Origin of the sequence: Variovorax sp. PAMC26660 (assembly GCF_014302995.1) — a bacterium.
Taxonomy (GTDB): Bacteria; Pseudomonadota; Gammaproteobacteria; order Burkholderiales; family Burkholderiaceae_C; genus Variovorax.
The window spans coordinates 2,161,992-2,176,581 of record NZ_CP060295.1 but is presented as its reverse complement, the minus strand read 5'-3'; the positions used below and the strand labels follow the sequence as shown (position 1 = coordinate 2,176,581).

At 67.1% G+C, this 14,590-nt stretch carries 15 protein-coding genes; 10 read left to right on the top strand and 5 right to left on the bottom strand.

Annotated elements, in window-relative coordinates:
- Window position 1: 1 nt before the first annotated feature.
- Window positions 2-1,123: an alpha/beta hydrolase family protein gene (locus H7F35_RS10560; RefSeq protein ID WP_187112821.1), complete on the bottom strand. Its 1,122-nt coding sequence runs from the start codon at window positions 1,121-1,123 to the stop codon at window positions 2-4.
- Window positions 1,116-1,670 (bottom strand): VOC family protein, encoded by a 555-nt coding sequence (locus H7F35_RS10555; RefSeq protein WP_187112820.1) that lies wholly within the window; start codon window positions 1,668-1,670, stop codon window positions 1,116-1,118. The genes H7F35_RS10560 and H7F35_RS10555 overlap by 8 nt, the downstream gene beginning before the upstream one ends.
- A gap of 85 nt (window positions 1,671-1,755) precedes the next feature.
- Here H7F35_RS10555 and H7F35_RS10550 point away from each other — a divergent pair, with 85 nt between their 5' ends.
- The 3 genes from H7F35_RS10550 to pyk all read left to right on the top strand — a co-directional run bounded on the left by H7F35_RS10550 (window position 1,756) and on the right by pyk (window position 5,482).
- Complete coding sequence (locus H7F35_RS10550; protein WP_187112819.1) at window positions 1,756-2,661, top strand: LysR family transcriptional regulator; 906 nt, start codon at window positions 1,756-1,758, stop codon at window positions 2,659-2,661.
- Window positions 2,662-2,752: 91 nt separating this feature from the next.
- Window positions 2,753-3,946 (top strand): phosphoglycerate kinase, encoded by a 1,194-nt coding sequence (locus H7F35_RS10545; RefSeq protein WP_187112818.1) that lies wholly within the window; start codon window positions 2,753-2,755, stop codon window positions 3,944-3,946.
- 87 nt (window positions 3,947-4,033) lie between these two features.
- The gene (gene pyk, locus H7F35_RS10540; protein WP_187112817.1) at window positions 4,034-5,482 is read left to right on the top strand and encodes a pyruvate kinase; all 1,449 of its coding nucleotides are present in this window, start codon (window positions 4,034-4,036) and stop codon (window positions 5,480-5,482) included.
- 12 nt (window positions 5,483-5,494) lie between these two features.
- Here the strand turns inward: pyk and H7F35_RS10535 are convergent, their stop codons facing one another.
- The gene (locus H7F35_RS10535) at window positions 5,495-6,511 is read right to left on the bottom strand and encodes a 1-aminocyclopropane-1-carboxylate deaminase (protein ID WP_187112816.1); all 1,017 of its coding nucleotides are present in this window, start codon (window positions 6,509-6,511) and stop codon (window positions 5,495-5,497) included.
- Window positions 6,512-6,647: 136 nt separating this feature from the next.
- Between H7F35_RS10535 and H7F35_RS10530 the strand changes: the two genes are divergently transcribed.
- The 4 genes from H7F35_RS10530 (at window position 6,648) to H7F35_RS10515 (ending at window position 10,238) form a co-directional block, all read left to right on the top strand.
- Entirely contained in the window at window positions 6,648-7,133 is a 486-nt protein-coding gene (locus tag H7F35_RS10530) for an Lrp/AsnC family transcriptional regulator (RefSeq protein WP_187112815.1), read from the top strand.
- Window positions 7,134-7,168: 35 nt separating this feature from the next.
- Window positions 7,169-8,098, top strand: coding sequence for an alpha/beta hydrolase (locus H7F35_RS10525; RefSeq protein WP_187112814.1), 930 nt, complete (start codon window positions 7,169-7,171; stop codon window positions 8,096-8,098).
- A 65-nt stretch (window positions 8,099-8,163) separates the two neighbouring features.
- The gene (fba, locus tag H7F35_RS10520) at window positions 8,164-9,228 is read left to right on the top strand and encodes a class II fructose-bisphosphate aldolase (protein WP_187112813.1); all 1,065 of its coding nucleotides are present in this window, start codon (window positions 8,164-8,166) and stop codon (window positions 9,226-9,228) included.
- 104 nt (window positions 9,229-9,332) lie between these two features.
- Window positions 9,333-10,238, top strand: a complete 906-nt coding sequence (locus tag H7F35_RS10515) for a phosphoribosylaminoimidazolesuccinocarboxamide synthase (RefSeq protein WP_187112812.1) — start codon at window positions 9,333-9,335, stop codon at window positions 10,236-10,238.
- A gap of 21 nt (window positions 10,239-10,259) precedes the next feature.
- Here the strand turns inward: H7F35_RS10515 and H7F35_RS10510 are convergent, their stop codons facing one another.
- Both H7F35_RS10510 and H7F35_RS10505 read right to left on the bottom strand, forming a co-directional pair.
- Entirely contained in the window at window positions 10,260-10,700 is a 441-nt protein-coding gene (locus tag H7F35_RS10510; RefSeq protein ID WP_187112811.1) for an META domain-containing protein, read from the bottom strand.
- Window positions 10,701-10,867: 167 nt separating this feature from the next.
- Complete coding sequence (locus H7F35_RS10505) at window positions 10,868-11,788, bottom strand: tetratricopeptide repeat protein (RefSeq protein WP_187112810.1); 921 nt, start codon at window positions 11,786-11,788, stop codon at window positions 10,868-10,870.
- Window positions 11,789-11,824: 36 nt separating this feature from the next.
- Between H7F35_RS10505 and purE the strand changes: the two genes are divergently transcribed.
- Genes purE through H7F35_RS10490 form a run of 3 tightly spaced genes read left to right on the top strand, consistent with a single transcriptional unit; the run spans window position 11,825 to window position 14,573 of the window.
- Window positions 11,825-12,376 carry a 5-(carboxyamino)imidazole ribonucleotide mutase gene (gene purE, locus H7F35_RS10500; RefSeq protein WP_187112809.1) on the top strand — a complete coding sequence of 184 codons (552 nt, stop codon included), beginning with the start codon at window positions 11,825-11,827 and terminating at the stop codon, window positions 12,374-12,376.
- Window positions 12,373-13,575, top strand: a complete 1,203-nt coding sequence (locus tag H7F35_RS10495; protein ID WP_187112808.1) for a 5-(carboxyamino)imidazole ribonucleotide synthase — start codon at window positions 12,373-12,375, stop codon at window positions 13,573-13,575. Before purE ends, H7F35_RS10495 begins: the two co-directional genes overlap by 4 nt.
- Entirely contained in the window at window positions 13,572-14,573 is a 1,002-nt protein-coding gene (locus H7F35_RS10490; RefSeq protein WP_187112807.1) for an L-threonylcarbamoyladenylate synthase, read from the top strand. The genes H7F35_RS10495 and H7F35_RS10490 overlap by 4 nt, the downstream gene beginning before the upstream one ends.
- Window positions 14,574-14,590 lie beyond the last annotated feature (17 nt).

Sequence of the window (14,590 nt, the reverse complement as noted above, 5' to 3'; positions counted from 1 at the left end):
TCTACAGCGCGTGGGCGAACTCGGCGATGGCATCGGCCGCCTGTGGAATCAGGTGCGGCTGGCCCGCCAGGTAGTGGTTGCCGCCCACGATGTCGACATTGCGGATGCGCGCACCACCGGCGGCCATCCATGCGTCGCGCGTGCTCGGAAAGGTCGACTGGTCGCCCGTGTAGGTCAACAGCAGCTTCGGCACCGTGGTGCGCGCGAGGTTGGTGGGCCCATCGGCCTGCGAGCGCGACGACCACTGCGACAGGAAGGCGGTCAGCGAGGTGGTGCGGCCCATCGCATTGGCCGAATAGTTCACCTGCCGCGCATCGCCCCACACGCTGCCGGGCAGGCGCTCGTTGGCGTCGAGCGAGAGGTCCACGCAGCGTGGATCGGCGTGCGTGCGGTAGACGATGAAGGCCTGGTCGCGCGGCGCGCCCGGTGTGCTGCGCAGCAGCGCGAGCCGGTCGATGGCCCACTGCTCGATGCGGTCCAGCCGCGCCTTCTGCGCCGCGCTGAAGTGGGCGAGGAATGCGGGGTCGTAGGGCATGCGATGGCGCGGGTCGTACATGTCGAGTTCAGGGTCCACCGAGAGCGGGTCGTGCTCGTCGGTGACCGAGGGGTCGATCCATTCGCGCATCAGCCGCGTGCGGCCCAGGTGCGCGGCGCACAGCGCGATGCCATCCACGGGAGGCAGATCGTCGGGGTGCAGGTGCGTGGGGTCGCCATCGGGAAGGTGCGTGGCCGTGAGCTTCTCGGCCTGCGCCTGGTAGAAGCTCGCGAGTGCAGCGCCGCCCGAGTTGCCGACGAGAAAAACCTTCTCGTAACCAGCCGCGCGCAGGTGCTGCACGCCGGCGCCCAGGTCCTGAATGGCGCGTTCCATCAGCAGCACCGTGTCGTTGCCCACGAAGCGGGAGTTCAGGCCCATGCAGCAGATGCCGCGCTCGGCCAGCGGGCCGATCAGGTAGTGGCCCATGAAGTTGCTGGTCGGGTGCATCACGATGGCCGCGATCTTTTTCGGCCCCGCCGGTGCGCGGTAGGCGCCGTAGATGCGCGGGCGCAGCAGTTGCAGGCCCGACTGGCTTTCCATCGATGCGCCGGGCTTGACGTCGATGACGGCGAGTTGCATCTCAGACATTCGACACACCCCTCGCAGCACGCAGCTCGGCCTTGCGCGCGGTCCAGGCATCGAGGTCGGCATGTGCGCGCAGCGCATGCGCGTCCATCTCGGCCTGCGGCACGGTCGGCGTGGTCAGCTCCACGCGGATGCCGTTGGGGTCGAAGAAGTAGATCGATTCGATGATGTGGTGGTCGGTCACGCCCAGCACCTCGATGCCGGCGCCTTCGAGCCGCGCCTTGGCCGCGAGCAGGTCGGCCACCGAGTCGACGCGCAGCGCGATGTGGTTCACCCATGAAGGCGTGTTGGGCGAAGGCAGTGCGGCGATGTCGTCGCCCAGGTCGAAGAAGGCGACGTACGAGCCGTCGCGCATCTGGAAAAAAATGTGCACGTAGGGGCAGTACTCGCCCGTGCTCGGCACGTGGTCGCTCTTGATGACGTGCGCGAGCGGCAGGCCCAGCAGGTCTTCGTAGAAGTGGCGGGTCTCTTCGCTGTCGCGGCAGCGCCAGGCGAAGTGATGCAACCCGCGAACGGGTGGTGGGGGTGCCGTGTGGGCAGTCGTCGGCATGGCTTGTCTCCGGTAAGCCGCGATTGGGCGATGCCGCGTCTTATGATGCAATCGAAATTAATTCATCGATTGATGAAATAACCATATGAATCTGACCCTGCGCCAATTGCGCGCCTTTGCCGCCGTGGCCGAAGCCGGCAGCTTCACTGCTGCGGCGCAGCAGTTGCACCTGACCCAGTCGGCGCTCAGCGTGCTGGTGCGCGAACTCGAACGCGAGATGGGCGTGCAACTGCTCGACCGCCACACCCGCAGCGTGCAACTGTCGGAGGCGGGGCGCGAGTTCCTGCCATCGGTGCATCGGCTGCTGGGCGATCTCACGAGCGCGGTAGCGGGCGTGACCGATCTGCGTGACAAGAAGAAAGGCTTGCTACGGCTTGCGGCACCGCAGCTCATGGCCTGCACGTTGATGCCGCGCGTGATCGCGGCCTACCGCGAGGCCTATCCCGATGTCGATGTGCGACTGGCCGACACCCTGCCCGAGCACCTGCTCGCGGGCGTGACGGCCGGCGATGTCGAGCTGGCGGTGGGGCAGGACGTGGCGGTCGACGGCGCCATCGAGCGCCGCACGCTGTTTCGCGACCGCCATTGGCTGATCTGCCCGCCCGACCACGCCTTCGCGAAGCGCCGCAAGGTGCGCTGGCACGAGCTCGAGCCCTACACCTTCATCGCGCCCACGCGCGACTTCCGCCAGCGCGTGCTGCCCGAACTGGCCCCGGCCGAGCGCGCTTACATGCTGCGCCCCGGCACCCAGGAGGTGTCGTACATGACGACCGCGCTGGGCATGGTGGCTTCGGGGCTCGGGTTGACGGTGTGCCCGACCTACTCGGCCCCACTGGTGCGCGCCCATGGGTTGCAGATGGTGCGGCTGGAGTCGCCGGACTTTCATCGCGAGGTGTGTGTGTACAGCGCTGCGCGGCGTGCACTGTCTCCCGCCGCCGCGAGTTTTGTCGAGATCCTCGAACGCTTCGCCAGGGCGCAGCAAAAGGGCTGAAAAGCATCGACCGCGTGCAAGGGGCGTACAGGGGCGCCGCAGGGCCAAACCTACAATGCAGCCCGACCCGTCTTCCACCACCTCCAGATCCATGAACGTCATTCGATTCACCGACCTCTGCGCGCAGGGCAAGGCCGCCGGCCAACGCGTTTTCATCCGCGCCGATCTCAACGTGCCGCAGGACGACGCCGGCAACATCACCGAAGACACGCGCGTGCGCGCCTCGGTGCCTTGCATCCAGTTGGCGCTCGACGCCGGCGCGGCCGTGATGGTCACCTCGCACCTGGGGCGCCCGACCGAGGGTGAATTCAAGCCTGAAGACTCGCTCGCCCCCGTGGCCAAGCGCCTGGGTGAGCTGCTGGGCCGCGAAGTGCCGCTGGTGGCCAACTGGGTCGACGGCGTCGACGTGAAGCCCGGCCAGGTCGTGCTGCTCGAGAACTGCCGCGTCAACAAGGGCGAGAAGAAGAACGACGAAGCGCTGGCCCGCAAGCTCGCCGCGCTCACCGACATCTACGTGAACGACGCCTTCGGCACCGCGCACCGCGCTGAAGCCACCACCTACGGCATCGCGCAGTTCGCGAAGATTGCAGCGGCCGGCCCGCTGCTGGCCGCCGAGATGGACGCCATCACCAAGGCGCTGGCGCAACCCAAGCGACCGCTGGTGGCCATCGTGGCGGGCTCGAAGGTCAGCACCAAGCTGACCATCCTCAAGAGCCTGTCGGCCAATGTCGACCAGTTGATCGTCGGTGGCGGCATCGCCAACACCTTCATGCTGGCGGCTGGCCTGAAGATCGGCAAGTCGCTGGCCGAGCCCGACCTGATCGATCAGGCCAAGGCGGTGATCGAAGCCATGCGCGCGCGCGGCGCCGACGTGCCGATTCCGGTGGACGTGGTCACGGCCAAGACCTTCGCGGCAGACGCGGTCGCCACCGTCAAGGACGCCAATGACGTGGCGGACGACGACCTGATCCTGGACATCGGCCCGAAGACGTCCGCGATCCTGGCCGCACAGTTGCGCGAAGCCGGCACCATCGTCTGGAACGGCCCGGTGGGCGTGTTCGAGTTCGATGCCTTCGAAGGCGGCACCAAAGCCATCGCGCAGGCGATTGCCCAGAGCAGCGCCTTCTCGATTGCCGGTGGCGGCGACACGCTCGCGGCCATTGCCAAGTACGGCATCGAAAAGCAGGTCGGCTACATCTCGACCGGCGGCGGCGCGTTTCTCGAAGTGCTGGAAGGCAAGACCCTGCCGGCCTTCGAGATCCTGTCCAAGCGCGCGGCCGGCTGATGCCGGCGGCGGGGAAACCCACGGGGGTGTCTTCCGTCAGACACACAAAGTGTATACAGTAGCGAATACAAAACGGAGACTACCTTCATGAGCACGGACCGCATCCCCCGCCACGCCACCAAGATTGTTGCCACGCTCGGCCCGGCGTCCAACACGCCGGAACTGCTGGAGCAGATGATCCTGGCCAAGGTCAGCGTGGTGCGGCTCAATTTCAGCCACGGCACCGCGCAGGACCACATCGATCGTGCCGCCATGGTGCGCGAAGCTGCCCGCAAGGTGGGGCGCGAAGTGGCCATCATGGCCGACCTGCAGGGTCCGAAGATCCGCGTCGGCAAGTTTGCGCAGGGCAAGGTCTGGCTGGAGCCGGGCGCCAAGTTCGTGCTCGACGCCTCGCGCACCGAACCCGGCGACATCGATGCCGTGGGCCTGGACTACAAGGACCTGCCGCGTGACGTGAAGCCCGGCGACAAGCTGCTGCTGAACGACGGCCTGATCGTGCTGACCGTCGACGCTGTTCGCGGCGAAGCCGTGCACACCACCGTCAAGCTGGGCGGCGAGCTGTCGAACAACAAGGGCATCAACAAGCAGGGCGGCGGCCTCACGGCACCCGCGCTGACGGCCAAGGACATGGAGGACATCAAGACCGCGATGAGCTTCCAGGCCGACTACGTGGCCGTGAGCTTCCCCAAGAACGCCACCGACATGGAAATGGCGCGCCAGCTGTGCAACGTGGCGGCTGCAGAGTTCGGCCACAAGCCCGGGATGATCGCCAAGATCGAACGCGCCGAAGCCATTCCGAAGCTGGAAGAAATTCTGCGCGCCAGTGACGGCATCATGGTTGCCCGTGGCGACCTCGCGGTCGAAGTCGGCAATGCGGCAGTGCCCGCGCTGCAGAAAAAAATGATCCGCATGGCGCGCGACATGGACAAGGTGGTGATCACCGCGACCCAGATGATGGAGTCGATGATCACCAACCCCGTGCCCACGCGCGCCGAAGTGAGTGACGTGGCCAATGCCGTGCTCGACGGCACCGACGCCGTGATGCTCTCGGCCGAAACCGCCTCGGGCCGCTACCCGCTCGAAACGGTGCAGGAGATGAGCCGCATCTGCGAGGCCGCCGAAATTGCCGAAGACAAGACGCTCGACGCCGACTTCAGCGGCAAGACCTACAGCCGCATCGACCAGTCGATTGCCATGGGCGCGTTGTTCACGGCACACCACCTGGGCGCCAAGGCCATCGTGGCGCTGACCGAGTCGGGCTCCACCATGCTGTGGATGAGCCGCCACCGTGCGCACATCCCCATGTACGCCCTGACCTCGCGGCTGGCCACGCAGCGCAAGCTGGCGCTGTACCGCAACGTGCGCCCGCTGCTGATGGATTCGCAAACCGACCGCGACACTGCGCTCGAACAGGCCGAAGCCCATCTGAAGAAGCGCGGCATCGTGCAGAGCGGCGACGTGTACGCCATCACCTGCGGCGAGCCGATGGGTGCCCCGGGCGGCACCAACATGCTGAAGATTTGCCGCGTGCGCTGACCTGAAAACGGCTCAGCCGTTGCGGAACAGGAAGCTGTAGGCGTTCAGGGCGGGCACACCGCCCAAGTGCGCGTACAGCACCTTCGAGCCGGCCGGGAATTCCCCGAGCCGCACCTTCTCGATCATCCCGTGCATCGACTTGCCCTCGTACACAGGGTCGGTCAGCATGCCCTCGAAGCGCGCGCACAGGCGGATCGCCTCCAGCGTGCCTTCGTTCGGCAGCCCGTATTCGGGCCCGCCGAAGCGGCGGTCCAGCACCACGTCCTTGTCGGTGATGTCGCGGTCCAGCTCGACCAGTTCGGCCGTGCCCTTGGCGATGCGCACGATCTGCTCGAAGGTCTGCTGCGGCTTGGCCGAGGCGTCGATGCCGATCACGCGGTCGGCCCGGCCGTCGGCCGCAAAACCCACCACCATGCCGGCCTGTGTGCTGCCGGTGACCGAACAGGTCACGATGTAGTCGAACTTGAAGCCCAGCTCGGCCTCCTGCTGCCGCACTTCCTCCGCAAAGCCGACGAAGCCCAGGCCACCGCGCGGATGCTCCGAGCAGCCCGCCGGAATCGGAAACGGCTTGCCACCGGCCTTGCGCACGTCGTTCATCGCTTCTTCCCAGCTCTTGCGGATGCCGATGTCGAAGCCCGCTGCATCGAGCCGCACGTCGGCGCCGAGGATGCGTGACATCTCGATGTTGCCGACCCGGTCGTAGAGCGCGTCCGAGTAGTTGACCCAGTTCTCCTGCACCAGCACGCACTTCAGGCCCAGGTGCGCGGCCACCGCCGCGACCTGCCGCGTCTGGTTCGACTGGATGCCGCCGATGGACACCAGCGTGTCGTAGCCGCCTTCGAGCGCCTCGGGGATCAGGTATTCGAGCTTGCGCGTCTTGTTGCCGCCGAAGGCCAGGCCGCTGTTGCAGTCCTCGCGCTTGGCATAGAGATCGACCTTGCCGCCCAGGTGCGCGCTCAGACGCTTCAACGGATGGATCGGTGTCGGGCCGAAGGTGAGGGCGTGACGGGGAAACTTCTTCAGGTTCATCAGCGTGGCTCCAGGGAGTTGATGCCAGCTATCGTAGGAGGAAGGGCTCGCAACGTGCTTGCGAAGTTTTCTGGATCTGCGGATCAAAAGAAGGCAGGATGGGATTCTCTGGAACTTTCAGTCCGAAGAAAAGCACATGAGCACAACAAAATTGCGTGTCGCCCCTGAGCTGGATCGCACCGATCGGGCGATCCTGCGCGCCCTGCAGCGCGACGCCTCGGTGTCGAACGTGGCGCTGGCGGCCAAGGTGAACCTCAGCGCCCCGGCCTGCCTGCGCCGGGTCGAGCGGCTCAAGGCGGCGGGGCTCATCAAGAGCGTCGTGGCGCTGCTCGACCCCGATGCGCTCGATCTCGGCATGCTGGTGATGATCGGCGTGGTGCTCGACCGCTCCACGCCCGACTCCTTTGCCGACTTTGAGAAAGCCGCGCAGAAGGTGTCGGGCTGTCTCGAATGCCATGTGGTTTCGGGCGAGTTCGACTACTTCATGCTCGTACGCACCCGCGACAACGACAGCTTCAACCGCCTGCACGCCGAGCAGTTGCTGTACCTGCCCGGCGTGCGGCAGATCCGCACCTTCGTCGTTCTCAAGCAGGTGCTGTCGACCACGCAGCTTCCGATCTGACGAAACCGCTGCGCGCCCGCGTGCGTACTGTTGCGATGAGCTTTCCCATCTTCGCGTCACTCCGCCGGCGCCGCAGCGCCTTCTTCACCGCCTTCACCGTCACCGCCGCCGCCGTGCTCTCGGCCTGCTCGCCGATCAAGGTGCTCAACGGCCTGGTGCCCGGCGACACCTACCAGTTCCAGGGCGGCATCGCCTACGGGCAGGCGCCGCGCCAGGTGCTCGACGTGTACCAGCCGCTGCCATCCACGTCGCCGGCCCGGGGTTCCCGTCCGCTGGTGGTGTTCTTCTTCGGTGGCACCTGGACGAATGGCGACCGCGCCAGCTACAAGTTTGTCGGCGAGGCGCTGGCCGCGCGCGGCGCGGTGGTGGTGATTCCCGACTACGGGCTGTCGCCCGCCTTCACCTACCCGGTGTTCGTGCGCGACAGCGCGCTGGCCGTCAAATGGGCGCTCGACAGCGCCGCGCAACTGGGCGCCGATCCGGCGCAGGTCTACGTGATGGGCCACAGCTCGGGCGGCTACAACGCAGCGATGGTGGCGCTGGACGATCGCTGGCTGGCCGAGGTGGGCGCCAGCCCCAGGCAGCTCGCGGGCTGGATCGGTCTGGCCGGCCCCTACGACTTCCTGCCCATCGGCGACCCGCAGGCGCAGGCCGCCTTCAACTGGCCGAACACGCCGCGCGACTCGCAGCCGCTGGCGCATGTCACTTCCGCATCGCCCCGCGCGCTGCTGATGGCGGCGTCCAAAGACAACCTGGTCTACCCAGACCGCAACACCGGCCAGATGGCCGCCGCACTGCGCGCCGCCGGCGTGCCGGTGCAGGTGAAGCTGTTCGACAACCTCAGCCACGTCACGCTGATCGGCGCCTTCGCCAAGCCGATCCAGTGGCTGGGCGGCCCGGTGCTGCCGCCCGTCATCGATTTCCTCGGGTTGGCGTCAGTGTCGTCCCACAAGGTCGCTCGGTAGAATTGGGGTAGTTTTTCTCGTCTTTCCGCCTTCTCTTTTCCCTAATTCCCGCGAGGTATTTCTCCATGGCACTCGTCTCGATGCGCGAACTGCTCGACCATGCCGCAGCCAATGGCTACGGCATTCCGGCTTTCAACGTCAACAACCTCGAACAGGTGCAAGCCGTGATGGAGGCCGCCAAGGAAGTCGGCGCACCCGTCATCCTGCAAGCCAGCGCGGGCGCCCGCAAATACGCCGGCGAAGCCTTCATCAAGCACCTGATCCAGGCCGCCATCGAGCAGTACCCCGGCATTCCGCTGGTCATGCACCAGGACCACGGCCAGAACCCCGACGTCTGCAAGGGCGCCATCGACCTGGGCTTCAGCTCGGTCATGATGGACGGCTCGCTCGAAGCCGACGGCAAGACCATCGCCAGCTACGACTACAACGTGGACGTCACCAAGAAGGTGTCGGACATGGCCCACCGCCTGGGTGTGACCGTCGAAGGCGAGCTCGGCTGCCTCGGCTCGCTCGAAACCATGAAGGGCGACAAGGAAGACGGCCACGGCACCGACGACACCATGACGCGCGAACAACTGCTGACCGACCCCGAGCAGGCCGCCGACTTCGTCAAGCGCACCCAGATCGACGCGCTGGCCATTGCCATCGGCACCAGCCACGGCGCCTACAAGTTCACGCGCGAGCCCACCGGCGACATCCTGGCGATCGACCGCATCAAGGAAATCCACCGCCGCATTCCCAACACCCACCTGGTGATGCACGGCTCGTCGAGCGTGCCGCAAGAGCTGCTGGCCATCATTCGCCAGTACGGCGGCAACATGAAGGAAACCTACGGCGTGCCCGTCAAGGAAATCCAGGAAGCCATCAAGTACGGCGTGCGCAAGATCAACATCGACACCGACATCCGCCTGGCCATGACCGGCGCGGTGCGCAAGTTCCTGGCCGAGAACCCCGAGAAGTTCGACGCCCGCGAATGGCTCAAGCCGGCGCGCGAAGCCGCCAAGCTGATCTGCAAGCAGCGCTATGTCGAGTTCGGCTGCGAAGGTCAGGGCCCGAAGATCAAGGGCGACACGCTGCAAGTGGTCGCTGCCAAGTACGCCAAGGGCGAGCTGGCGCAAGAAGTCGTCTGAAACTTCCGCGCGATTCGAAGGCCACCGTCCGCGGTGGCTTTTTTCTGCGCGCACAATCCGTTTTCCACGTCACCCGTTTTCCCCGTTCCCAGAGCACCTGTTCCATGACCACCGTCCACACCTCCTCCATCCAGAGCCTGCCCCTGCTTGCGCGCGGCAAGGTGCGCGACAACTACGCCGTCGGCGAAGACCGCATCCTGATGGTCGCGAGCGACCGGCTCAGCGCCTTCGACGTGATCATGGGCGAGCCCATTCCCGGCAAGGGCGTGATCCTCACGCAGATGGCGCTGTGGTGGTTCGAGCGGCTGGGCCAGCTCTGCCCCAACCACCTGACCGGCGACGCGCCCGAGAGCGTGGTCACGGCCGACGAAGTGCCGCAGGTCACCGGCCGCTCGATGCTGGTCAAGCGCCTGAAGCCGATCCCGGTCGAGGCCGTGGTGCGCGGCTACCTGGCCGGCAGCGGCTGGAAGGAATACCAGGAAAGCCGCTCGGTCTGCGGTGTGCCGCTGCCCGAGGGCCTGACCAACGCGAGCAAGCTGCCGCGCCCGATCTTCACGCCCGCCGCCAAGGCCGCGGCCGGCGAGCACGACGAAAACATCACCTACGACCGTGTGGTCGAGATCGTCGGCCCCAAGCTGGCGCAGCAGATCCGCGAGACCAGCATCGCGATCTATGAAACGGCCGCGCAGATCGCGCTGACCAAGGGAATGATCATTGCCGACACCAAGTTCGAGTTCGGCCTGGACGAAGCCGGCACGCTGGTGTTGATGGACGAGGTGCTCACGCCCGACAGCTCGCGCTACTGGCCGGTCGAGGGCTACCAGGACGCGCTGGCCGCCGGCACCAACCCGCCGAGCTACGACAAGCAGTTCGTGCGCGACTGGCTCGAAGCCACCAAGATCAACGGCAAGCCCTGGGACAAGACGCCGCCCGCGCCGCGCCTGCCGGCGGAAGTCATCGAGAAGACCGCCGCCAAGTACCGCGAGGCGCTGGAACGCCTCACCGGCTGAGCGTTGGGGGTGGCCGCTCCCTCAGCGGCTGCCCGAACTCAGGACCGCCACGGTCCGCCCACCAGCGTCGAGCAGTGCAAGCCGCCCCGGCGCGAGGCTGTAGCTCGCAGTGCTCTGCAGGGCTGAAAGAAACTGCGCTTCGTTGGCGCCGCGCGTCGGATCGGCACAGGCCATGCGCGTCGAGGCCAACTGGCCGATCTTCAGCGCGACGCCGCTGCGCGTGAAGCTGCCCGACACCCGGTTGCAGCCACCCGACCCACTGACCCGGCCGCTGCTGCGATCGAACTGGATCTGCACCTCGCTGCCCGGCGCGATCGGTTCGTCGCCCAGTTGCGCGAGGCGCCAAAGAGGCCCTTCGATCGGTTCATCAAGACTGATGCCGCTGCCGCAACCGGTCAGGGCCGTCAGCAACGCCGTCGTGGCAAGAACGGGGAGCGCGATACGGCGGGCGAAGGAACGCATGGCCAGTCTTCCTTTTCAATTTGCAACAAGTTGAATCGGGCGTGATCGTATGCGACGCCGCCATGGCCGCCAATGTGGCACAGCCCGCGGCGCGGGACGGCCAAGAAAAAAGCGACCCGCAGGTCGCCTTCATTCACCAGCGCATCGAAGCGCGGTGCAGGCCCGAATCAGCTCAGCACGATGCTGCTCAGGCGGCGGCGGTACGTGGCCACGACCGGATCGTCCGGCGGAATCTGCCCGTCGGCCACCTTCACCTTGGGCGGCTCGATCAGGTCGAGGATCGCGATGTAGGTCTTGCGGGCGAGGTCTTCGCTCCAGGTCTTGTCGCGCATCAGGATGTCGAGCAGCTCGTCCATCGCGTCGGTCCAGCGCTGCGCGGCCATCAGCAGTCGGGCGCGGTCGAAGCGAGCCTCGAAGTCGCGCTTGTTGGCGGTGATCCTGGCATCGAAATCAGCCGCAACGGGCGCCGCACCTGCGACAGGCGCTGCAAAATCAATAGCATTCATCCAGCGCTGCAGCGCATCGAAGCGGCGCACCAAGCCGGTCTTGGCGATCACCGGCGCAAAGGCGACCTTGGCGTCGTCGACGCGGCCTTCCTGCAGCAGCAGCTTGATGTAGTCGAAGCGCGCGTCGTCGTTGGCCGGGTCGGTGGCCACCGCGTGCTGCAGCTTTTCGAGCGCGCCCAGGGTGTCGCCCTCGGCCAGCGCTTCCTGCGCGGCCGCTTCCTCGGAAGCGGCTTCGGCTTCATCGGCGCCGGGCAAATGCTTGTCGAGGAATTCGCGGATCTTCTCGGCCGGAATGGCGCCGACGAAGCCGTCGACCGGATGGCCGTCCTTGAACATCACGCAGAACGGGATGCTGCGCACGCCGAACATTTCGGACAGCTGCGACGAAATCTGCGGCACCTTGTCGGCGTCGAGCTTGGCCAGCGTGAAGCGGCCGGCGTACTCGACTTCGAGCTTTTCGAGCACTGGCCCGAGCTGTTTGCAGGGTCCGCACCATTCGGCCCAGATGTCGAGCAGCACCGGCGTGGCGACGGAGCCTTCGACCAGCTCGGCCTGGAAATTTTCGAGAGTGATGTCGATCATCGGAACCAACTGGGGGTGAAACGTAAAATTGAAACCATGAACGAAACCATTCAGGTCGGTGTAGTGATGGGCTCGAGCTCCGATTGGGAGACGATGCGCAACGCGGTCGAGATTCTCCAGCAATTCGGAATCAGCCACGAAGCAAAGGTGGTCTCGGCCCACCGGATGCCCGATGCGCTCTTTGCGTATGCCGAAAGTGCCGCCGGGCGCGGCCTGGCCGCGATCATCGCGGGGGCGGGCGGCGCGGCCCATCTGCCGGGCATGCTGGCGTCGAAAACCACGGTGCCGGTGCTCGGCGTGCCGGTGGCCAGCCGCCACCTGCAGGGCGTCGATTCGCTCTACAGCATCGTGCAGATGCCCAAGGGCGTGCCGGTGGCCACTTTTGCCATCGGCAATGCGGGCGCGGCCAATGCGGCGCTGTTCGCGGTGGCGATGCTGGCGGTGAACGACCCGGCGCTGCGCGCCCGGCTCGACGCCTTCCGCACGGCGCAGACCGCCGCCGCCGAAGCCATGACGCTGCCGCCCGTGGACGCGGCTGCCTCCACGCCTGTGTCGCCTTTCTCGCCGCAAGGCGGGGGGGCCCTGTGAGCCACAACAACGACCTGCCCATTCTTCCGGGCGCCACCCTCGGCGTGCTGGGCGGCGGCCAACTGGGCCGCATGTTCGCCCACGCGGCCCAGCGCATGGGCTACTTCACGGCGGTGCTCGACCCCGACGCCGACAGCCCCGCCGGGCGCGTGAGCCACAACCACATCCACACCGACTACGCCGACATCGACGGCCTGGCGCGCCTGGCCGGCCTGGCCGACGCGGTCACGACTGAGTTCGAGAACGTGCCGGCGCCATCGCTGGAGCACCTGGCGGTGGCGCGGCCGGTGTCGCCGGGCGCCTCGGCCATCGCCATCGCGCAGGACCGCATTGCCGAGAAGTCCCACTTCACGCGCTGCGGCGTGCCTTGCGCGCCCTACGCGGCCATCGAAACGGCAGCGCAGCTCGCCGCCGTCGAAGACCACCTGCTGCCCGGCATTTTGAAAACCGCGCGCCTGGGCTACGACGGCAAGGGCCAGCAGCGCGTCGGCACCCGCGCCGAACTGGTCGATGCCTGGCAGGCCACCGGCTGCGTGCCCTGCGTGCTCGAAAAGCTGCTGCCGCTCGAATTCGAGTGCTCGGTGATCCTCGCGCGTGGCCGCGACGGGCAACTGGTGCACTTTCCGCCGCAGCGCAACCTGCACCGCGACGGCATCCTCGCCGTGACCGAGGTGCATCCGCTGAACATGCCCAAGACCGTGGCGCAGGGCGCGATCAACTCCGCCAAGAGCATCGCCAACGGCCTGAACTACGTGGGCGTGCTGTGCGTCGAGTTCTTCGCGCTGGCCGACGGCTCGCTGGTGGTGAACGAAATGGCGCCGCGCCCGCACAACAGCGGCCACTACACCATGGAAGCCTGCGACGTGTCGCAGTTCGAGCTGCAGGTGCGCACCCTCGCCGGCCTGCCGCTGGCTGCGCCGCGCCAGCACAGCCCCGCGATCATGCTGAACCTGCTGGGCGACCTGTGGTTTCCAGCCGGTGACGACAAGGCCGACAAGCCGGTCTCGCCGCCGTGGGTCGAAGTGCTCGCACTGCCCGGCGTGCACCTGCACCTCTACGGAAAGATGGAGCCCCGGCGCGGCCGCAAGATGGGCCACCTGACCCTGACCGGCGCCACGCTCGAAGGCGTGCGCGCCACGGCGACCCAGGCCGCCCTGCTGCTGGGCCTGCCGGCGGTTTCCGTGACCGGGCTCCCATGATCTTCGACGGCCAATCTCCCGAAGCCATCGCCGAGGCGGCACGCGTGCTGCGCGCGGGCGGGCTGGTCGCGTTCCCGACCGAAACCGTCTACGGCCTGGGCGCCGATGCGACCAGCGACACCGCCGTGGCCGGCATCTTCGCGGCCAAGGGGCGGCCGTCCGACCATCCGCTGATCGTCCATGTGGCGGCCGGCATCAAGGGCACCGAGGCGCTGTCGCGCTTCGCCCAGCCGTTGCCGCCGTTCGCGCAGAAGCTGGTGCAGGCCTTCTGGCCCGGCCCGCTCACGCTGATCGTCACGCGCCAGCCCGGTGTGGGCGCAGCGGCGGCCGGCGGGCAGGACACCATCGGCCTGCGCTGCCCTTCGCATCCCGTGGCGCAGGCGCTGCTGGAGGCCTGCGCCGAGCAGGGCGTGCCCGGTCTCGCGGGGCCCAGCGCCAACCGCTTCGGCCGCGTCAGCCCCACCACCGCCCAGCATGTGCACGACGAGTTCGGCGATGCGCTGATGGTGATCGACGGTGGCGCCTGCGAAGTCGGCATCGAGTCGACCATCGTCGACTGCAGCCGTGGTGCGCCCGTGCTGCTGCGCCCCGGCCTGATCACGCGTGCGCAGATCGAAGCGGCGTGCGGCGAAAAGCTGAGCGACCGCGAAGTGCTCGAAACGCCCGACCCGCGTGCCTCGGGCACGCTCGAAGCGCATTACGCACCCGACGCCAAGCTGCGGTTGATGGACGCCAAGGCAATCCAGACCGGCCTCGACGTGCTGGGCGCCGGCGCGGCACACATTGCCGTGTGGTCCCGCACCGCGATCCGCTGCCGCTCGCAGCGCGTGCTGGAGCGGCGCATGCCCGACGATGCGGCGACCAGCGCGCAGCAGTTGTTTGCCGTGCTGCGCGAGTTCGACGCCCAAGGGGTCAAGTTGATCTGGGTCGAGACGCCACCCGACACCCCCGAGTGGGAAGGTGTGCGCGACCGGCTTCAGCGCGCGGCTGCGGCCTGAGATTTCGTCTGCGATCT